At 42.9% G+C, this 21,121-nt stretch carries 24 protein-coding genes; all 24 read right to left on the bottom strand.

Going from position 1 to position 21,121, the window contains the following annotated elements; genetic code table 11:
• Positions 1–5: 5 nt before the first annotated feature.
• Positions 6–1,409 carry a DUF342 domain-containing protein gene (locus tag IFO66_RS02115; protein WP_192023531.1) on the bottom strand — a complete coding sequence of 468 codons (1,404 nt, stop codon included), beginning with the start codon at positions 1,407–1,409 and terminating at the stop codon, positions 6–8.
• 88 nt (positions 1,410–1,497) lie between these two features.
• On the bottom strand, positions 1,498–2,289 hold the full coding sequence (locus tag IFO66_RS02110; protein WP_225445422.1) for a FliA/WhiG family RNA polymerase sigma factor: 792 nt from the start codon (positions 2,287–2,289) through the stop codon (positions 1,498–1,500).
• Positions 2,290–2,298: 9 nt separating this feature from the next.
• Positions 2,299–2,739 (bottom strand): hypothetical protein, encoded by a 441-nt coding sequence (locus IFO66_RS02105; RefSeq protein ID WP_192023530.1) that lies wholly within the window; start codon positions 2,737–2,739, stop codon positions 2,299–2,301.
• Between the two features lies 1 nt (position 2,740).
• Entirely contained in the window at positions 2,741–3,235 is a 495-nt protein-coding gene (locus IFO66_RS02100) for a chemotaxis protein CheD (RefSeq protein ID WP_028595555.1), read from the bottom strand.
• Positions 3,232–3,852 (bottom strand): chemotaxis protein CheC, encoded by a 621-nt coding sequence (locus tag IFO66_RS02095; protein WP_028595556.1) that lies wholly within the window; start codon positions 3,850–3,852, stop codon positions 3,232–3,234. The genes IFO66_RS02100 and IFO66_RS02095 overlap by 4 nt, the downstream gene beginning before the upstream one ends.
• A 4-nt stretch (positions 3,853–3,856) precedes the next feature.
• The gene (locus IFO66_RS02090; protein WP_192023713.1) at positions 3,857–4,318 is read right to left on the bottom strand and encodes a chemotaxis protein CheW; all 462 of its coding nucleotides are present in this window, start codon (positions 4,316–4,318) and stop codon (positions 3,857–3,859) included.
• 16 nt (positions 4,319–4,334) lie between these two features.
• Positions 4,335–6,428: a chemotaxis protein CheA gene (locus IFO66_RS02085; RefSeq protein ID WP_192023529.1), complete on the bottom strand. Its 2,094-nt coding sequence runs from the start codon at positions 6,426–6,428 to the stop codon at positions 4,335–4,337.
• A 41-nt stretch (positions 6,429–6,469) separates the two neighbouring features.
• Positions 6,470–7,870, bottom strand: coding sequence for a protein-glutamate methylesterase/protein-glutamine glutaminase (locus tag IFO66_RS02080; protein ID WP_225445421.1), 1,401 nt, complete (start codon positions 7,868–7,870; stop codon positions 6,470–6,472).
• A 91-nt stretch (positions 7,871–7,961) separates the two neighbouring features.
• A complete protein-coding gene (locus IFO66_RS02075; protein ID WP_420488642.1) occupies positions 7,962–8,864 on the bottom strand; it encodes a MinD/ParA family protein in 903 nt (300 codons plus the stop codon).
• Positions 8,865–8,866: 2 nt separating this feature from the next.
• Positions 8,867–10,174 (bottom strand): flagellar biosynthesis GTPase FlhF, encoded by a 1,308-nt coding sequence (gene flhF / locus IFO66_RS02070; RefSeq protein ID WP_192023527.1) that lies wholly within the window; start codon positions 10,172–10,174, stop codon positions 8,867–8,869.
• Positions 10,171–12,204: a flagellar biosynthesis protein FlhA gene (gene flhA, locus IFO66_RS02065; RefSeq protein WP_192023526.1), complete on the bottom strand. Its 2,034-nt coding sequence runs from the start codon at positions 12,202–12,204 to the stop codon at positions 10,171–10,173. The genes flhF and flhA overlap by 4 nt, the downstream gene beginning before the upstream one ends.
• A gap of 26 nt (positions 12,205–12,230) precedes the next feature.
• Entirely contained in the window at positions 12,231–13,325 is a 1,095-nt protein-coding gene (gene flhB, locus IFO66_RS02060) for a flagellar biosynthesis protein FlhB (RefSeq protein WP_192023711.1), read from the bottom strand.
• 8 nt (positions 13,326–13,333) lie between these two features.
• Positions 13,334–14,128, bottom strand: coding sequence for a flagellar biosynthetic protein FliR (fliR, locus tag IFO66_RS02055; RefSeq protein WP_192023525.1), 795 nt, complete (start codon positions 14,126–14,128; stop codon positions 13,334–13,336).
• 11 nt (positions 14,129–14,139) lie between these two features.
• A complete protein-coding gene (gene fliQ / locus IFO66_RS02050; RefSeq protein WP_192023524.1) occupies positions 14,140–14,409 on the bottom strand; it encodes a flagellar biosynthesis protein FliQ in 270 nt (89 codons plus the stop codon).
• A 72-nt stretch (positions 14,410–14,481) separates the two neighbouring features.
• Positions 14,482–15,237 (bottom strand): flagellar type III secretion system pore protein FliP, encoded by a 756-nt coding sequence (fliP, locus tag IFO66_RS02045; RefSeq protein WP_192023523.1) that lies wholly within the window; start codon positions 15,235–15,237, stop codon positions 14,482–14,484.
• On the bottom strand, positions 15,234–15,785 hold the full coding sequence (locus tag IFO66_RS02040) for a flagellar biosynthetic protein FliO (protein WP_192023522.1): 552 nt from the start codon (positions 15,783–15,785) through the stop codon (positions 15,234–15,236). The genes fliP and IFO66_RS02040 overlap by 4 nt, the downstream gene beginning before the upstream one ends.
• A gap of 4 nt (positions 15,786–15,789) precedes the next feature.
• Positions 15,790–16,152 carry a response regulator gene (locus tag IFO66_RS02035; RefSeq protein ID WP_028595567.1) on the bottom strand — a complete coding sequence of 121 codons (363 nt, stop codon included), beginning with the start codon at positions 16,150–16,152 and terminating at the stop codon, positions 15,790–15,792.
• Between the two features lie 29 nt (positions 16,153–16,181).
• Positions 16,182–17,456 (bottom strand): flagellar motor switch phosphatase FliY, encoded by a 1,275-nt coding sequence (fliY, locus tag IFO66_RS02030; protein WP_192023521.1) that lies wholly within the window; start codon positions 17,454–17,456, stop codon positions 16,182–16,184.
• On the bottom strand, positions 17,446–18,444 hold the full coding sequence (gene fliM / locus IFO66_RS02025; protein WP_192023520.1) for a flagellar motor switch protein FliM: 999 nt from the start codon (positions 18,442–18,444) through the stop codon (positions 17,446–17,448). Before fliM ends, fliY begins: the two co-directional genes overlap by 11 nt.
• A gap of 61 nt (positions 18,445–18,505) precedes the next feature.
• Positions 18,506–18,961: a flagellar basal body-associated FliL family protein gene (locus IFO66_RS02020; protein WP_028595570.1), complete on the bottom strand. Its 456-nt coding sequence runs from the start codon at positions 18,959–18,961 to the stop codon at positions 18,506–18,508.
• On the bottom strand, positions 18,958–19,182 hold the full coding sequence (locus IFO66_RS02015) for a flagellar FlbD family protein (protein WP_192023519.1): 225 nt from the start codon (positions 19,180–19,182) through the stop codon (positions 18,958–18,960). Before IFO66_RS02015 ends, IFO66_RS02020 begins: the two co-directional genes overlap by 4 nt.
• Before the next feature lie 90 nt (positions 19,183–19,272).
• Positions 19,273–20,091, bottom strand: coding sequence for a flagellar basal body rod protein FlgG (gene flgG, locus IFO66_RS02010; protein WP_192023518.1), 819 nt, complete (start codon positions 20,089–20,091; stop codon positions 19,273–19,275).
• Positions 20,092–20,185: 94 nt separating this feature from the next.
• Positions 20,186–20,578 (bottom strand): TIGR02530 family flagellar biosynthesis protein, encoded by a 393-nt coding sequence (locus IFO66_RS02005; protein ID WP_192023517.1) that lies wholly within the window; start codon positions 20,576–20,578, stop codon positions 20,186–20,188.
• Complete coding sequence (locus tag IFO66_RS02000; protein WP_192023516.1) at positions 20,575–21,096, bottom strand: flagellar hook capping FlgD N-terminal domain-containing protein; 522 nt, start codon at positions 21,094–21,096, stop codon at positions 20,575–20,577. The genes IFO66_RS02005 and IFO66_RS02000 overlap by 4 nt, the downstream gene beginning before the upstream one ends.
• Positions 21,097–21,121 lie beyond the last annotated feature (25 nt).

The raw sequence follows: 21,121 nt of genomic DNA, 5'->3' as shown, positions 1-21,121 counted from the left end.
TGCTGCTACATGGAGGACATGCCAACTTCTCCATCCACAATTTGGAATGTAGCGCGCTTACAAGCATCTTTGACGTATCGTGTATAACGTCCAATAACGATTTTGGCTCCTCCATAGATCGTTTGTGTGACATGTACGAGAGACACATTTGTTTCCTCAAGCTTTCTTTCAATCTCAAGTATTCGGTCCCGAATATTTAATTTTTCTTGTGTAGCTTGCTTCCTTGTTGCATTAAGCTTGATGCGCATAACAAGCTTTTCATCTGTTAGCTGTCCGACTGATGCAAGCTGATCAAGTATACGCAATGCTTTCTCTGTTTTCTCAAGATTGTCTGAGCATACTTTCAGATTCGCACGCAACTGGTTCAGCTCGTTTCGCAAATCAGGCAGTACTCCAACTTCGATCGTCGTTACTGTAGACATCGTATTGCCTATCGTGCGAGCTTCCACCCGTTCACCAGCTTGAATCAGTCCGCCAACGATAAGACCTTTCATCCCTTTGCAGAAGACACCACGCCCTGCTCTAACTTGAGCATGCATGATGCTTTGAGATACTATTACGTCCAATCCAGCAGTTACGTTCGCTTCCTGAATGAAAGAGCATTTAATCGTGTGATTTGCATTAACACTACCCTTATTTCCTGCAATAATACCGCCTGATACCTCAACAGATCCTTGCGACTCCAGCACAGCTCCTTCCACGCCACCATAGACACGAATATCACCTGCTGCTTTAACTTTGAAACCAGTCAACACGTTCCCACGAATGACAACCGTTCCAATAAAGTCAATGTTTCCTGTCCGATAATCAACGTCTCCATTGACCTCATATACAGGAAACACATTCATTTTGTCGCCTTCTGTTTTGCTTATGAGACCGTCAATTGCGGCATACATAGCACTATCCTCTTCAACGACAACAACGTTTTTACCAATCTTGAATCGAGCCTCTTTACCCATTTTTCCATCTACAACGTCACCTGTAACATCCATTCCTGGAATCCCGGCAAGTGGTGGGACCAACTCGGCTATCCTTTGACCTTTCGCTACATTTTGCAGCTGTTTGAGTTCTTTAAGATTTACTGAACCGTCTTCTTGCTCCAGGGGACGCGAGTCCCCTTCCTCAACATTAATAAGAACTCTGATACTGCCGTCTTTTCCTGGAACCGGCAATTTTCCGCTCGCAACCAATGTTGACGTTTTTGCATACAGTTCAGGCTGGGAAACGATCTCGCGAAGCACTTCCATATTGATGCCGTATTTCACCTGATGAATCCGGAGATAAAGAATTACATCATCTGCCGTACATTCAAGAGGGTCATCCTGCTTCAAAACATGCACATATGCGCTCATTTTATCTTCAGACAAAGTCACGTCCATATATTGCGCCAACATATCCACGGTGCTCATAGTCGTTCCCCTTTCCATATATTTAGCGAACTAATTGTATATCCTATGTAAACTTATCAATACATATATTCCAAATGACATACGTACGCTACGATTCTAGCAGCATAGTCTTATGCTTATCAAGTACCGAACGCAAGCGCATGATAGCTTTCGAGTGTAATTGTGAGATTCGCGAAGGAGATAGGCTCATAACCTCTGCAATTTCACTTAGAGATAAGTCTTCATAATAAAAGAGAGACACAACCGTACGCTCTTTTTCTGTCAATCTATCAATCCCTTCAACAAGGCATTGATGCAAATAATGTTCATTCACTTTGAACTCAGGATTTTTAGCCTTTTCATCAACCAACAAAGAGATTCTCATTTCTGAATCTTCCTCGCGGATCGGGTCCTCCAATGAACAAAGAGACATGACAGAAACATCCTGAAGCATCGTATGAAAATCCTGTCCAGATATGTTTAAATAATCGCTCACTTCTTCTTCTGTTACCGTACGTAAATATTTTTGTTCAAGGTGTTGATAAGCTTCCTCAATCTTTTTAGCCTTCTCTCTAACAGAGCGGGGAACCCAATCTCCTGAGCGTAGGCCATCCAAGATTGCTCCACGTACCCTCCAAGATGCATATGTTTCAAACTGAAGCCCGCGGCTGTAATCAAACTTCTCAATAGCATCTATTAAGCCCATTACCCCATTGCTGGCAAGATCGTCTTTAGATACACTTCGCGGCAATCCTGCAGCCATTCGATTAGATACAAAATCCACAATAGGCAAATACAACTCTATGAGCTGTTTTTTTGCATCTACATTATCGCGCTCTTTCCACGCTTGCCATAACTCATAATGCGAACATTGGGTTATTTTTTGCACGCTCACCGACATTCAGCCTCCTTACTTTTGTGTCAGGTGACGAACGGCTTGAGCCAATTGTTCGTCATTAAGCGGCGGCTTAGTGACTAGCTTAGGTGGGTTCATCGGTGTAAACTCCACAGCTTGGTCTGAATGTGCCGTCGAAGAACTGCTTTCAACTGGTGATGATGTTAAAATTGCATGTATGTCTTGCTCATCTGGTGTTGTGTAATCGATATTTTGTCCACGTACCGTAACTGATGAAGGTTCCATCGCCTGAACATTATGATCACCTTGACCACTTCCCTGCAGCAGCATTTGAGCAATCCAGCGAAACCCGAAGACTAGTCCAAACCATATTACACCACCGATTACTCCACGAACGATGCTCGTTGACAAAGGATTTGTCATCGAAGCAGCAAAGGTTGTTATAAGGAAGCCTATTATTCCGCCAACAATATTCCAACGTAATGATCCAGCCATATTAAATTTCCTTCGTTCCTTTTTGTACACTGCGAATATTCAAAATACCATCCTCACAGCGAATTTCAATGGTACGGCCATAATTGCCGCCTGTATCCTCGCCAATGATGGGGATAGAGAAATGATCGAGAACTTGCTTGCAGGATTCCACATTTCTCGGACCAATCCGCATCATATCGTTATTGGATGAAAAAGCAAACATTTGAGCCCCACCAGCCATTTTAGCTTTTAATCTATTGACGATCGCACCTTGCTCCTGCATAAGGCGAATTAATTCTGGAATCGCTGTATCTGCATATTTGGCCATATTCAGCTTGCCTTCTCTAGCAATTTCAGATGAAGGCAGCATAACATGGGCCATTCCGGTTACTTTGCTAATGGAATCGTACAAGGTCAACCCAACACATGAGCCAAGTCCCGTGGTGCGCAAAGAACCTTCTCGACAAACATTAAGATCAGCCATTCCGACTTTTACTACGGTGGACTCTTCTATCATTCGATCGGCACTCCCAATGCTGTAAATATTTTAGAAAAGGAGTCTGGATCTGGGATCAGGAAGAACGTTCCTTGTATCTCTTCGCAACCTTCAAGAAACTTTGTATCGATCAGCAATGCGCTATCTCCCATTTCACCATATTGAATCAGCCCATAGTTAAGAACAGCACCTGCCATGTCAATCGCCAGTTGAGGAACTGTCGGACTCATGGCTAATTTCGTAAAGTCAGCTAACGATGATAGATACGACCCAGCTAAAATGTTTCCGATTTCGGAAAGAGCTGAGATCTCCATATCACAGAAGTCCAAATCCTTGTTGTCGTTCATATTCACTAGATAAGAAAGCAATCTTTTTGCAGGCTCTTGCTCAAAAATAAAGAAGAGATGTCCAGGAACCTCTCCCTCGACGCGAAAATAAATGGCAATTACGACTTGCTCAGGACCGCCTACTTCATCTGCAATGCATTCGAAAGGCAGCACTCTTACTTTTGGAACTTGCATATCTACTGGACGATTCAGAAGTCGGGAAAGGGCCGTGGCGGCGTTCCCGGCACCAATATTCCCGATTTCTTTCAATACATCCAGCTTAAATTCGCCTAGGCTCTCGTAAAGTTGCACGTAATTAAGCCTCTAGCTCTTCTAACTTAATAATTTCATCTCGATTCAACACTTCAGCCAAATTCAGCATGATGAGCAAACGTTGATCGTTAATTTTGGCTACGCCGCGCAAATATTTCGCCTTTACCCCGCCAACTACTTCTGGAGGAGCCTCAATCTGCTCTGCATTCATATCGATGACATCACTTGCACCGTCTACAATGAATCCGACTTCCATTTCATGTGAGTTCACAATAATGATACGAGTCTGATCATCATACTCTGCTTCGGGAAGACCGAAACGACCACGCAAATCCATAACTGGAACAACTACACCTCGCAAGTTAACAACACCCTTGATAAAGGTGAATGTTTTCGGCACACGTGTAATTGGCATCATCCGCTCAATTGTTTTTACTTTCTCTACCTCTATACCATACTCTTCGTGTGCTAGCTTAAAGACGACTACTTTAATCTCTTCTGCCATCATGATTCCTCCTTGCTTATTTGAGTAGTGCGTTAGGATCTACGATAAGTGCGACTTGGCCGTCTCCTAATATCGTTGCACCAGAAATGCCCTGCACAGATTTTAAATAGTTTCCAAGTGGTTTAAGTACAATCTCACTTTGTCCAATAAAGTCATCCACAGCAAGAGCTGCCACACTATCTCCTTTACGGATAATGATAATTTCCACTTCATCTTCCTCAAAGTCAGAATACCCAGAACAGCCAAACATAGAGCTCAAAGATAGTAGAGGAATGACACCCTGACGATAATCGATCATACGCATTCCGCCATGCACGCGTCTTATCTCTTCTTTACGAACTAATCCTGTCTCAACAATAGAAGTTAGCGGAATCGCATACTTCTCATCGCCTAGACGGAACAACATTGCAGACAAGATAGACAACGTCAATGGAAGCTGAACAATAAACGTTGTTCCTTGACCCGGCTTGGACTGCACAACAACATGTCCCCCGAGTGAAGTAATTTTGGTTTTGACAACATCTAGTCCTACACCACGTCCTGAAATATCCGAAACTTGCTCTGCTGTACTAAATCCAGATGCAAACAGAAACTGGTACACCTGTTCATCTGTCATGTTCGCTGCTTTATCTGCATCAACAAGTCCATTTTTGATTGCTTTCTTCAGGACAGCTTCACGCTGAATGCCTTTACCATCTTCTTGAATCTCAATAAATACGTGATTGCCACTATGATAGGCACGTAAATTCAAGGTTCCTGTTTCTGGCTTTCCAGCTGCCACACGATCTTGAATGGATTCGATACCATGGTCGATTGCATTACGAAGCAAGTGAACAAGTGGATCTCCTATCTCATCAATGACTGTACGATCCAGTTCTGTATCCGCTCCTGTAATGACAAAGTCTACCTTTTTGTTCAATGAACGTGCTAAGTCACGAATCATACGTGGGAAGCGATTAAATACAACATCAATCGGAACCATACGCAGCTTCAATACGATACTTTGCAAGTCTGTGCTTATGCGAGCAAGATGTTCTACGGTCTCTGTTAGATCCGTACGTTTAATATCTAATGCAAGATCCTCCAAACGCGCACGATCGATTAGCATTTCACTCAGCAAGTTCATCAACACATCTAAACGCTCAATATCGACACGAATGGTACGATTTTGTACAGCTTTGTTCCCACTGCTGCCCGACTGAACAGAACGATTAGCTTTCTGTTCGTCTGCGGACTTGTCAGCAGGGCTTTCTGCTACGGCACTGCTTGCCGCAACTTCAGCCGACGCTGCAACTGCTTCTTGCTTCGCTTGCGACTCAGCATCTTTCATATCATTCCAGTTCTTCACATCTTCAATCGTAAGCATCTGGATTTCAACCGATTCTACCTCGGAAATATCAGCAATATCTTTCTTTACTTGTTCGACTCCAGAGCCTGACACGAAGAAAATAGAGAAGCCAGTATCGAAATTTTCCTGTTCAATCTCATGAGCAGGAGGTGTCGTCTTCACAACTTCACCATGGCTACCTAACGCTTGGAAAATCATATACGCACGAGCAGCTTTCAGCACACAAGTTTGTTGCAGTGTAACTTTTATGTATAAAACGTGCATCCCCGCTTCTATTGACTGCTCTAAAATGGAACGTTGGAACTCATCAATTTGATCTTCGGCATGCTTGTCTTCATTCTCACTAGCTTCAACAGCTACGCCTGATTGCTCTTTTTTATAATCTCCGCTTACAATCGACTTGAGCGAAGCTACAATAGAAGAAACATCAGATTTACCTGTTCCTCCATTTGCTATATCGGCAACCATCGTCTCAAGCGCATCTAAACTTTTGAATAAAGTATCAAAAATCATTTCGTCCATCTTTAGCTGATGATTTCGAACAAGATCCAATACATTCTCCATCTCATGCGTTAGTGATGCTAAGTCTTCGTATCCCATCGTAGCGGACATACCTTTAAGTGTATGAGCCGAACGGAAAATAACTTGTACAATCCCTACATCATCTGGAGAGTTTTCAAGCTCCAGCATATGTTCGTTAAGTGCTTGCAAATGGTCGTTCGCTTCATCCAAGAACATGGATAAATATTGATTCAAATCCATGCTAAAACACCCCTTTCCTCGTCTCCATAGCGAATTAATCGCTATTTCATCGCTTTTACGAGTTGTCTTGCCATATCTTGTATAGGAACCACATGGGTCACACAGTTCAACTCAATTGCAGAACGCGGCATTCCGTATACAATACAACTTTGCTCACTTTCAGCAAACGTCGATGTTACACCATTCTGGTATAACGTATTCATCGACCTAGCGCCGTCACTCCCCATTCCTGTAAGCAGGAGGATATGACGTTCAAATCCATCGAATGGAAGCAAAGATTCGAACAACACATCAACAGAAGGACGATGCCCTGAACGAGGCGCCGTTACACTTAATTCAATTACATGAGTACCATCCGGTCGAGCAACAACGGTCATATGTTGTCCACCTGGTGCCAAATACGCCCAACCCGACTGTAGAACATCTCCATGTTCAGCTTCTTTCACATGCAATTCAGAGTAAGTATTGAGTCGCTGAGCCAAAGAATGCGTAAAATTAGGCGGCATATGTTGGACAATCAATACAGGAGCAGGCAAGTCCCCTGGCAGATTTGACAACAATTCCTTAAGAGCTCTTGGTCCCCCGGTTGATGTCCCCACGGCAACAAGTTGACTATAATTCGTGTTGTTAGACATCCGCTTAGACATGTTGAAGCGGGAACTTTGATGTTCAGAAGGTGCTCGGTGCTGATCCACCGCATAGCGCTTCTTATCAGGCAATTTTCGAATAGAAACCGTTTCATCCAATGGTTTGCTAATAGACGATGTTTGCTTTCTTAGAATTGAAGTATCATCCTTAGAGGTGGATTGTACTTCTTTCTTCTGCTTATCGACCAGTTCACTAGAAGTATGCGGACGCAATCGTTTGCTATCTAGACGCTCAGATACGTTGTTGCCAACGTTAGCTTCGCTTCTTGTCATCTTTAACAGACGAGCATCTTGTCCAATGGATGGCGGAGTACTTGGCTTTTCTGAACGCTGTTGCTCGGAAATGCGTCTCTCTTCAGCCATGCTGTTTAATTGCTTGCGTCTAACATCTGATACGATCGCCGCATGAAGCTTTTCACGCAGCATCATACCTACTTTGTGAATATCTTGCTGTCCACCTGATGGGCTTGGCTTGCATACAAAGTCAAAAGCACCATACTCTAAGGCTGCTAACGTTTCTTGACGCCCTTCCTCCGTTAAGCCAGACAGCATAATCGTCGGGGCTGGACATTCAGACATGATCTGCCTCAGTGCATCAATTCCATTACGAATTGGCATTTCAACATCCATCGTCACAGCATCAGGATTCAGCTGCTTCACTTGCTCTACAGCCTCGACACCGTTGCTGGCTGTTCCAACTACTACAAAAGTGGAATCTTCTAAGATAAGATCGGAAATGATTGTTCGCATAAAGGGCGAATCGTCCACGACAAGAATTTTCTTCGTTGCCATCATTCCCACTCTCCTCCGTCATGGTATGATTGAGCGAGCCTCATTAAATCAAGCTCGTTCTATCATTATCTTAATATGTATCGAGCCATTTCGACTACTTAAAACTTGTAAATCTCTTTAACCAACTGCTTACTTTTTGTTTCACCATACTGTCTTGCTGCTGTTGACTATTATTCATATAAGCCTTTGCAAGCTGCCTAATCTGCTGTGATGCTAAACTATCTTGAAATAGCACACTGTACGGTATTTGCTTCTTTACTGCTTTCATGACATGGATATCATCGAAAATATAACCAAGAATCGCAATATCTAACGACAAAAATCGACGAGCAACCGTTAATATACGATCTGCTGTTTGTCTTCCTTCAGCCCAATCCGATGCACGGTTTACAATAAGCCGGAATGTGGTGTGCTCAGCAATACGATGTACCACTTTGATAAGCGCGTAAGCATCCGCAATCGCAGTAGGCTCTGGCGTTGTTACAACAAACGTTTCATCCGCTGCTGCAATGAATCTCAAACTTTCTTTGCTCAATCCTGCACCCGTATCAAACAAAATAACATCATAGCGCTCATTCCAGCTTTCCAATTCAGCCAAGAACGACTCTAAGCTGTTATCTGGTAAGTTAAACAATTCATGCAGGCCAGAACCACCAGAAATGTAATGCATCCCTTTCGGACCAATCTGTACAATGTCTTCTAGGCTTTTTGTGCCGTTAATGACATGAAATAAGTTGGCAGAAGCAGGATTACCTATAAGTACATCGATATTGGCCATACCGATATCTGCATCGAATAGTAATGTCCGGTAGCCAGCTTCTTGCAAAGCTATTGAAAAATTTAACGAAAAGTTAGATTTCCCAACCCCACCTTTTCCACTTGTAACGGCAATTATTCTTGCTTGTCGATGTGATACAACTGCTTGCTCTTCTCGCTCAGCAGATAGTTGAGAGGCACGAGCCACTAGATGTCGAAGAGCTTGCGCTTGATCTTTCATCATTAGAACTCTCCTAACAATTGTTCTGCTGCTTCACTAGGCAAGAAAGCACGAATATCATCAGGGACATTTTGTCCATATGTTATATAGCTAAATGGTACTTTCGTACGCATCGCTACATTAACATAAGCACCGTAAGTAACGGTTTCGTCAGCCTTTGTAAAGATGATGCGATCAAGCTTGTTAGCCTGGAACTGTTTCACGATAGCCATCATGTCATCTGATTTCGATGTGAGGCTCAGAACAAGCACAGACTCAGAACCTTCAAGGGGCTTCAATAATGACCGCATCTCATTAACAAACATATCGTTACGATAATTGCGTCCAGCCGTATCCATCAATATTAAATTGCAATCTTCTAACGCTAGTAAAGCACGCTGCAAATCGTTTGGAGATGTAACAACCTCTAATGGTGAGTTTAGAATCGATGCATATGTTCTCAATTGCTCAACTGCTGCAATTCGATACGTATCCGAAGTTACAAATCCAACCTTACGGTTATGATGGAACATTTGGTCCGCAGCTAACTTCGCAATCGTCGTTGTCTTACCTACCCCAGTAGGACCCACAAAGTAAATGATCCGCGTATTAGCTGCAATTCCTTCTTTTACGTTTCGCATAAACAATTCCGACAATATAGAACATGCTTCACGCTTCACCATTTCTGCATCTGGTTCGTTTATTCCAAGCTGGATGCAGCGATCCATCGACTGCTTCGCCAAGTCATAAGCGTACTCTGAGAAAACGCCTTGTTCGAGCAAATACTTCTCTAATTGCTTTACCGTATCGGGCCAACGTTCATGCTCCGTGTGACGAAGCATAGACTTGACCATAGCTTTCATTTCCTGCAGCTCGTGCTGTAATGAGGCTTCTGAAGCTTCATTCGCAACAGCAGAAACGGAAGGTTTTGAAACAGTAGAAGAAGCTGCTACCTCCTGTTGACCTATACGATCCGAAGGTGTGAAAGAAGTGCTCTGCACTTCTTTCACTGGAAGCTCATCTTGTCGAGCAGGTTTCTGTTGGACACGTTCTGATGGATAAGAAGTCGCCTGATTCCGACCCACATAGGCATTGCGAGCTACCGAAGATGGTACGGAAGGCCTTGCTGACGCCATCTCCTTAGCAGGCACTGATGCAGGTTGCTCATCAACAGCTGCTGTCACTTCAATTTTTTGTTTAGCAAAGAATCCAAGGAATCCTCCGCTCTTTATTTCTTTCGTGCTGACGATGACTGCGTCCTTCCCCAATTCTTGACGAATTTGGCTCATTGCCTCGGGCATCGTTTCGACGATATACTTCTTTACCCTCATACGTTAACCACTCCGACACTTTGAATTTCGATGCTTGGCTCCAACTCGTTATACGACAACACTGGAATGTCCTGCATCGTTCTCTCCATGAGCTGTCTGAGATACATACGAATAGATGGAGAAGCCAGTACAATTGGCTGATGACCAGATTGCACAAGTCGGCCAACTTGCTCATTGAAACGCTGGTACAATTGTTGTGTTGTTCCAGGGTCCATTGCAAGATAAGTGCCATTTTCGTTTTGCTGCACACTCTCAGCTATTTTACGTTCAAGCGCTGGCCCAACCGTTATAACATGGAGAGTCTCTCCTTGAATTGAATACTGCTGTGTAATTTGCCGAGCTAGTGCCTGTCTTACATATTCAGTCAAAACATCAGCATCTTTTGTATAGGTACCATAGTCAGCCAACGCTTCAAAAATAGTGACCAGGTCACGTATTGATATTTTTTCACGCAACAATTTAGCAAGCACCTTTTGAATGTCTCCAACACCAAGCACGTTCGGAATCAGTTCATCCACAATTGCAGGATATTGTTCTTTCACCGTTTCGATCAATGACTTCGTCTCTTGACGTCCTAGCAATTCATGTGCATGCTTCTTAACCATCTCTGTCAAATGCGTCGCTACCACTGAAGGTGGATCAACAACTGTATAACCTGACATTTCTGCTCGTTCCTTCATCGTTTCATCCACCCACAATGCCGGAAGTCCAAACGCAGGCTCCACCGTGTCAATACCAGTAATTGTCTCATCGTCATAACCAGGGCTCATCGCCAAATAATGATTTAACAACAACTCACCACGAGCAACAACATTACCTTTGATTTTGATGACATACTCATTTGGCTTAAGTTGAATATTGTCTCGAATACGGATTACAGGTACTACAAGTCCTAGTTCCAAGGCACACTGTCTACGTATCATAATGATACGATCCAGCAAATCTCCGCCCTGTTGTGTATCAGCTAGTGGGATCAGACCATATCCAAATTCGAATTCAATTGGATCGACTTGAAGTAGATTAATAACACTCTCTGGGCTACGCACCTCTTCGATCTCCTGCTCTTCTTCGAGCTGCTCATGCTCAATTGCTTTTTGATCAAGCATCTGCTGCATTCGATAACCTGCATAGGCTAGTAAAATAGCAAACGGCCATGTCGACATGATCGGAATCGGTGTGAACGCTCCGAGCATAGCAATTGTACCTGCAACAATGTATAACAACTTTGGATAGGCGAACATCTGAGTACTTAGTTCTTCCGCCAAGTTTCCTTTGGATGCAGATCTTGTAACGATAAGACCTGCTGCCGTTGAAATAAGAAGTGCAGGGATTTGGCTGACTAAGCCATCACCGATTGATAACGTAGAGAATTTCTCGGCTGCTTCAGAGAAACTCATCCCCATCGAAGCCATACCGATAATAAATCCACCTACGAGATTAATAATGAGAATGACGATACCTGCGATCGCATCTCCTTTTACGAATTTACTGGCACCATCCATTGCACCATAAAAATCCGCTTCGCGTTCAATTTTCTGACGCCGCTCTTTCGCCTGCTGCTCGTTAATCAGTCCTGCATTGAGATCGGCATCAATTGCCATCTGCTTACCAGGCATCGCATCGAGGGTGAAGCGTGCAGCAACCTCCGCTACGCGCTCAGAACCTTTTGTGATAACGATGAACTGAACTACGACCAGAATGAGGAACACAATAAGTCCAACAGCTACTTGACCTTGTGTAATCCACTGACCAAATGTTTGTACGACTTCACCGGCATGTCCCGTGCCAAGGATTTGCTTGGTAGTGGAAATGTTCAATGCCAGGCGAAACAACGTCGTAATCAAGAGCAACGCTGGGAATATAGAAAATTCTAATGCTTCCTTCGTATTCATAGCTATGAGCAGAATCATGAGCGCTATCGCTATGTTAATGACAAGTAAAATGTCCAATAATAGCGTTGGTATAGGGAGAACCATCATCAGCACGATGCCAATAACACCAAGTAAGACGGTTAAGTCTCTCGCTTTCACGAATTGTTACCTCCATCCATGCCTGCTCATTTAGATGTACCTTTGAGCTTATATACATAGGCTAATACTTCTGCGACCGCTTGGAACAAGTCTGCTGGAACGGCATCACCAATTTCGGTTCGTTCATGTAATGCACGTGCCAATGGTCTGTTCTCGATCATGGCAACACCATGTTCTTTGGCAATATCTTTTATGCGAAGAGCGACATAATCTTGACCCTTTGCTATAACTTGAGGAGCTTCCATGGAACCTCCTTCATACTTAAGCGCAATAGCAAAGTGCGTAGGGTTCGTGATCACGACATCTGCATTCGGCACTTCCTGCATCATTCGCATAAGTGCCATACGACGCTGGCGCTCTTTGATCTTGCCTTTAATTTGCGGGTCGCCTTCCATCTTTTTGAACTCATCCTTGATATCCTGCTTGGACATTCGGATGCTTTTCTCGAATTCATATCGCTGATACATATAATCGAAAACAGATAGTATACATAGGGCGATCCCAATCTGTATTCCTAAATCAACCGTCAATTGTGCTGTATATGTCAACATATTCTCTACAGGCATATGATTAAGCTCTAAAATACGATCTCGCTCTTCCCATAAAGACATATAAACAATAACTCCGATAACAACCAATTTAATAATAGATTTAAGAAACTCAACTAATGCTCGTATCGCGAAAATATTTTTGAACCCTTTAATCGGATCAATCTTGCTGAATTGCATTTTAAGAGGCTCACCTGTTAATAAGAAGCCAATCTGCATGTAATTGATTAACAATCCCACAACAACAACGACTAAAAATATCGGCGCCATTACGATAAGGAATTGAATAAATAAATTATTGAAATAATCTAATACATTTGCAACGCTTAACTCCATATTTAATCGATGTTGAAACGTATCCCCAAATAGACTGATAATACGTTCCTGCATAAACCCGCCCAACATCAGCAGGCAGAAAAAGGTCGCCAATAATATGACGGAACCGGACAAATCCATACTTTTAGCTACTTGTCCTTTTTCACGTGATTCTTGACGTTTCTTCGGTGTTGCCTTCTCCGTTTTCTCTTGCGAGAATAGCTGGAGGTCCAGCTTGAGTGAATAACGATATGGTATCGTGTCCACTACGAAGCTCCCCCCTTAGCAAATAATCGTAGTAACTCGTCCAATGCTTGGAACATTTTACTGAATAAATGCTCCATCACGTATACCATGCTTGGCATCGTGAGCAGCAGTACGACAAGACCTAAAATAATTTTTAGAGGTATGCCGATGACGAAAATATTAAATTGTGGTGCAGTTTTTGCAAGAAAGCCGAGGGCTACATCCGCGAGAAACATGGAAACAATCAATGGTGCAGCAATTTGTAACGCGATAATAAATGCCTGAACAAATGTAGTAACGACGAAATTCATAATGTTCCCATTTTGAATTTGGCCGAAAAAAGAGTTGCTATCGATAGGAAGCCACTGATAACTTTTCATAATTGCATCTATCAAATAGTGATGACCATTCATTCCCAAGAACAACAAAATCATAAATATGTATTTGAAGTTACCAGTGACAGGGGAACTCATCCCCGTAAGTGGGTCAACGACATTCGCGATACCGAATCCAATTTGCATATCCACGAAGGAACCAGTAATTTGAACGATTGTAAAAAACAGCTGCGCAACGAATCCAATCAGCAAACCTATCATAATTTCACGAATAATGTAGGTAACATATATTCCGTCCATCGGCACTGATATTCCTAACCCGAATAGTAGATAGGCAATTAGGCTTATACTAAAAGCGAGTCCGACTTTAAAATGATTCGGCACACCTCGGGAAGAAAAGACAGGTGCAGCGACAAAGAAAGCTGTAATTCGACACAGTATGAGCAAAAAAACAGGGAACGCCTGAGCTAACATGTCCATGGTTCCACAGCCTAACCAATATATTGATGCAAATTATTTAAAATAGAATACGTAAAATCAACCATTGTCGTTAATAGCCACGGCCCAAAAATGAGGATAACAATAAATACAGCAACAATCTTTGGTACAAATGCAAGCGTCTGTTCTTGAATTTGTGTTGTCGCTTGGAAAATACTAATGATTAATCCTACGACGAGCGCTACGATGAGCATCGGAGCACTGACCTGTAGTACAGCCAGCACCGATTGCCCCGCTAGACCGATTATAAATTCTGCATTCATGATACTCTCCCTTTCCTTTTCTTATTCCCATACGTTCGTCCTATACTCCGCTTGTAAATACGTGACAGATCGTCACGTATTAAAGCTAATAAGTAGCGACTTCACAACTAAGTGCCAGCCATCAACAAGTATGAACAACAGTATTTTGAAAGGTAAAGATATCATTACTGGCGGCAACATCATCATTCCCATCGCCATCAACGTACTAGCCACAATCATGTCAATGACGAGAAACGGAATAAATATCATGAAGCCCATTTGAAATGCGGTCTTTAATTCACTTATTGCATAAGCTGGTACAAGTACAGAGAGCGGAATTTCTTTATAAGTCTTCGGCTTCTCCGTTTTCGTATATTTCATGAATAAGAGTAAGTCCTTCTCACGCGTTTGCTTGAACATAAATTTCTTCATTGGTTCAGCCGCTTTGGTCAAGGCTTGATTCTGATTCAACTCGCCCTTCAAGTATGGCTGAAGAGCAGCTTGGTTTATTTCACCAAGTGTGGGAGACATCACAAACAAAGTCATAAATAGAGCCAGTCCGATCAGCACTTGGTTCGGAGGCATCTGTTGGGTTCCAAGAGACGTTCTCACAAATCCTAGCACGATGACAATTCGAGTAAACGAAGTCATCAGAATCAAAATGGCAGGAGCCAAGCTCAATATCGTAATCAGCAGAACGAGAGACAGTGAGGTTACACCCGGTTGTCCTTCTCCGCCTCCAACCTTGATATCAATATCCGGCAATATAGGAGCCGCGGAGCCCACGGAAGCTGATAGAGCGAATAATGCTGCTGCTGCCATCAAAGCCAACATGTATTTCTTTTTCATGGGTCCATCTGCCGTTCTTCATTGGTATCGTCTTGCAACAATCGTTTCATACGAGCATCACGGTCAGGAAGCTGCTCCAGTTTCGATTGAAACATCTCATGAAAAGTGGTGGTCGACTCATTTTCCATGTTCGAAGCATTTGAATGAGATGCCGATGTGTTACCACGTCGTTTATTCCACCACTCCACAAGGGTAGGAGGCAAGCTTACTCCTGACGGTGCTTGTTGTTGTTGGAAGGAAGCAAGCCAAACTGCTACTTGCTCCTCATCGCTGATCTTGTCAATAACGGTGATGTCATCCCCAACGCCAAGCACATAAATGACGCCTCCAACTTCTACGATTTGCAACGATTTGTTCTGTCCCAAACCCGTTCCGCCTAGTGTGCGAATGTTCTGATTCATCTGCCACATCCGGCTTTTTCGACTAAGTATTTTGATAAATAGAACGATAAGTACAATGATCAATCCTAATGACATCAGTACAGTCAATACACTAGACGTATGAGTTCCGAAATCGGGTGTAACAGGTGGTTGCGCTTGTAGAAACATAGGTTTAGCTTAACGTTTTCTTAATAGCTTCAATTACACGGTCTGCTTGGAACGGTTTCACGATGAAATCTTTAGCTCCAGCTTGAATTGCATCGATAACCATTGCTTGTTGTCCCATAGCAGAACACATAATAACTTTTGCACTTGGATCCATTTTGCGAATTTCTTTTAGTGCTGTAATACCGTCCATCTCTGGCATCGTAATGTCCATAGTGATGAGATCTGGCTTATGCTCTTTATATTTTTCAATCGCTTGAGCACCATCCGCGGCTTCTCCTACGACATCATAACCATTCTTGGTTAAAATGTCTCGAATCATCATTCTCATAAAAGCAGCGTCGTCCACGATTAAAATACGGTTAGCCATCGTTGGGTTTCCTCCCTAACTTATCTTTATTATTGAAGTTTCTGAATGCGGTCCCATTGATTAATAATATCTGTTACCCGCACACCAAAGTTCTCGTCGATTACTACGACTTCCCCTTTGGCAATTAATTTGTTGTTGACCAAAATGTCAACAGGCTCCCCTGCCAACTTGTCCAGTTCAATAATCGAACCTTGAGAGAGCTCTAAAATATCTTTGATTTGTTTGTGTGTCCTACCTAATTCTACTGTGACTCGCAAGGGGATGTCCAACAATAAATTCAAGTTGGAATCATCACCCATTTGATAGGGTGCTGCTTGCAGATTCGCGAATTGCACAGGCTGTACATTTACTTGACGATTCGGAGCCATTCCAAACGACCCTGGTGCTCCGTATGGGTTACCTTGTGGTGCTTGTCCCATAGGCATATTCATTGGCTGCTGCATATGCATTTGCTGATTTGGAGCTGTTGGATAAGGCATTTGATTCATAGCATATCCTCCTCCATCCGGCTGCATTGGCGGCGTCATCGCAGAGCCCATACCAAAATCTGCCGAAGGTGCAGACGTTGAATGATTGTTTGTTTGTGGAACTGGTTGCTCCTCCACCTGTGGTACATCCACCTCGGATGTATTCAATAAGCGTGCTACCATTTCTTTAGCAAATGGAATTGTTAATATTTGCATGATGGTAGAGTCAATCAAGTCACCGATCATAAGTCGGAATGACACTTTAATCAACATGTTCTCAGGTGGCAAGATGTCAATACCTTCTCCACTCTCAGCATTCAAAATGCCTATTCCTGGAGGAGAAATATTAACAAGTCGATTAAAAATAGTTGACATCGATGTAGCGGAAGAACCCATCATTTGATTCATCGCTTCTTGCACCGCACTTATATGAATTTCATTCAATTCATCAGCAACATTTTTGCCGTCACCACCAAGCATGAGATCAGCAATTACCTGCGCATCGGACGTCTTAATGACGAGTGAATTGATGCCTTCGAATCCATCCACATAGTGTACATGTACAGCTACGTGCGGCCTTGGAAACTCTTGTTCCAAATTCTCTTTCTCTATCAGCTTCAAGCGAGGGGTTGTAATATCAACTTTACGACCAAGCAAGGTTGATAGGGCAGTGGCAGCACTGCCGAACGTGATGTTTCCAATTTCACCTAGTGCGTCAATTTCCAATTCCGTTAAATATTGATTAACTAAAGAATCCGGATTCGACGACGACTGGTCATCACTCTTGTTCAATAGAGCGTCGATTTCTTCCTGTGACAAATATTCTTTACTCGTCATCCTCTTCCACTTCCCCCTCTATTACATCAACGATTTGAACCGCCAAACGGTCCTTTACGTTGCCTGGTGTAGCGATATATTTCAGGCGCTCCCCAACGAACACTCCCAGCCCTTCATTGACTTTTTTCTGAAGTGGCAGGACATCACCTATAGTCAGCTGCATCAGCTCATTAACCGTAATATGAGATTGCCCTAGTTCAGTAACAATTGGCAGCTCTGCTTTGGTAACACGCTGACGAAGCTTCTCAACTTCGATGGGTTCGCTCATCTTTTTCTCAGATACGAACCAGTGATGGACAGATAGTTTAGGCATAATTGGTTCAATGACCACATGTGGAATACATAGATTAATCATACCTGTCGTATCACCGATTTTGGTGCTTAAAGATATCAATGCGATCGTTTCATTCGGCGAAACAATCTGCATAAACTGCGGATTTGTCTCCAAGCTTTCCAAACGCGGCCGAATATCCAACACGGTCTTCCATGCCTCATGAAGACTATCAAAAGCTCGACTGAACACCCGCTCCAAAACTGTAGTCTCGATCTCAGTCAAACCTTGGATTTTACTTGGAGCAATACCAGCGCCGCCTAATAGACGATCCAACATCGCCAAAGCGACATTCGGATTCACTTCAAGCACCATTCTTCCTTTGAGAGGCTCAGCCTCAAAGGTGTTCAAAATTGTCATTTTCGGTATGGAGCGGATAAACTCATCATAAGGAAGCTGCTCAACCTGCACGACATTGATTTGAACAAATGTACGCAGCTGTGCTGAGAAATACGTTGTCAAATACCTTGCAAAATTTTCGTGAATACGTGTTAACGTCCTTATGTGATCTTTTGAAAAACGAACGGCCCGCTTGAAATCGTAAGAACGGATCTTGCGTTGCGTTTCTTCTTTTTTAAGTTCTTCCGCATCCATTTCTCCGGAAGATAGTGCCGCTAGAAGAGCGTCGATCTCATTCTGCGATAAAACGTCAACCAATCGTTTCACCCCCTTACAGGAATCAGCCGCATCAATCTATTATTGATGCTTGATGCTAGTGCTAAATACGTTGCATGATGAAATTCGTAATGTCTACTTGAATTACTTTTCCTTCAGGAATCTTTTTGTTGATTAAATCCAGCAATTTAGCAGACAATTGGTCTTTACCCTTTGTACCTTCTAAATCCTCTGGCTTCGTATCAGCTAATGTTTTCAATACTTCTGGCTTAATAATAAGCTCTTTAATTTTCTCAAACTCTTCTTTTGTCTTCTTAGAATCCAACTGGAAAGCAAAGTCTATCGCAACAATCGTATCGCGACCAGCTAAGTTTGTCTTAATGTCTTTAAGTTCAGATGTCATCTCAACAATTTCATCTGCTGACAACCGCACTACCGCTGATGACTCACCATTTCCTTCAGAATTCCCATTCATAGAGTTCATGACCATTATTATTACCAGAGCTACCAACGTAATCGCTAGCAGCATGGTAATCATCCATGGCAACATTCGTTTCATGACTGTCCCTCCGTTGACTGCAGCTTGATCGTGGCGGAAATAGCGCCGACTGTTTGAACATACTCAGAGATAAGACGAATTACTTCAGGAGCTTTTTCTAAGACAATAATTTTCTTGCCGTTAAAAAGGGTTATGTACGTATCCGGTGTTTCTTCAACTGATTCGATATGTACCGCATTAATCCATACCGTTGAACCGTTTAACTTGGTTACTTTAATCATGTCCGAATCCCTCCTTTTCGCCTCTGTTGGCTCGGTCACCCATAATGGGCGACCGAGATAAAGCTTATATCATTACTAAACCATTAATGATTAACGTTTGAGGTTAACTACTTCTTGAAGAACTTCATCAGAAGTTGTAATGATACGAGAATTTGCTTGGAAACCACGCTGAGCAACGATCATTTCTGTAAACTCTTCTGTTAGATCAACGTTAGACATTTCCAACTGACCAGAAATGATTGCGCCAGTTCCGGCAACAGGATCACCAGCAGCTACGATCTCAATCTCACCATCAGGTGCAGCATTTGGTGTTGTGCGATACAAGTTGCCACCGAGCTTCTCCAATCCTTCTGGGTTAATCACTTTTACCATACCAATTTGCACATCAAGCGCCTCTGTAGTACCATCTGCCATCTTCGCAATAATTTGACCTGTTTGTGAAATGGTGAATTGTGTAACCTCTTCATCCAGCACAATCGGTCCACCATCCAAACTGGATACGAGTAGTCCGTCAGCTGTAACCAATTGACGGTCCGCATCCATATGGAAATCTCCAGCACGTGTCAAAAATGGAACTTCTTGCTCTTCATTCAATTTAACTGCAAAAAATCCATCACCATCAATACGAAGATCTAGTGGGCGGTTCGTTGTTTGTGCACTACCACCAGTGTGAACTGTATCAATAGCAGAGATTGAAACACCAAGACCTACCTGCATCGCGTTTACGCCGCCTCGGCCGTCTCCTGGAGCCGTAACACCAGACATCGTTTGACTCATAATATCTTTAAACATAACGCGACCTTTTTTGAAACCAGCTGTATTTACATTGGAAATATTGTTACCAATGACATCAAGTTTCGTTTGGAAGCCCCGCATACCCGAAACACCTGAATACATAGAACGAATCATCGTTGTATCCTCCTTAATTGAACTTGCATTTGTGTCCACTTCAGTCGGTCAGTGGATAAAAGGCCTCCAAATGGTCCGGCCTAACATAACGTAATTAAATAAATACAGTACTATCTATCGCAGTAAATACATGCCCTTGTTTGTGAGGGTCCGCTAAAGCTGTAATTACCGTTCGAGAAGGTACATTAACAATATAAGCCGCGTTATCAGCAAGGAGCAGAGATTGTCTTGATCCTTTAGCCTCTACTTCAACAATGGCTTTGTTCAGCTTGTCCATCAATTCAGGCGTCAATTTCAACCCACGCTCTTTCATGCGCTGCTCTGCATGATGACTAAAACGAAGCTCATCCGTACGTGAAATTTCGCGGTCCAGCATTTGTTGAAAGGTTGCATTCCCCTGTAAGGATGCTGCCTTTGTCGACGTTTTAGCTGTTTGATGTATGGGCGGTGATTGTCCAATCACCCCAATTGGAATATTCATTCTCATGCGCTCACATCCGTTTCCTTATCGGCATTGGATGTTGACGGATTACTAGCATTTCCATCATTCGCATTTCGAATCTCCGTAATAAGCGTCATATCAACTTCTACGTCTCCAACCTTCGCATAAGTCAAGCCATTACGAACGATGATAGAATCAACAACTCCTGATTTCAGCGTCGTTTCACCTGGTTTACCATCTGTGCCCATTTCTCCACTGGATGTCCAAGAAATTTGCTTGCCGATTAGATTAGAAGACATGCCGAACGCTTGCTGCAACGTACTCAATTGTTGATTGATCGATGTTAACTGCTCTACCGACGTGAATTGCGCCATTTGCGCGATAAACTCTTTATCTTGCAGCGGCTGCGTCGGATCTTGATTCTGTAATTGCGTCATCAAAATTTTCAAGAAGTCATCTTTACCCAATTGATTGCCGTCATAGGGCTTAGCAAGCTTCAGATTATCTTGATGGTAGTTAGGCCACATTAAATGATTGTTTACACCTGCATTGACACTCGCCATTTGTACACCTCCTTACCGCTTGTAG

Source organism: Paenibacillus arenosi, assembly GCF_014841135.1.
Taxonomy (GTDB): Bacteria; Bacillota; Bacilli; order Paenibacillales; family Paenibacillaceae; genus Paenibacillus_B; species Paenibacillus_B arenosi.
The sequence above is the reverse complement of the archived record's forward strand: the minus strand, read 5'-3'. Positions and strand labels throughout refer to the sequence as shown.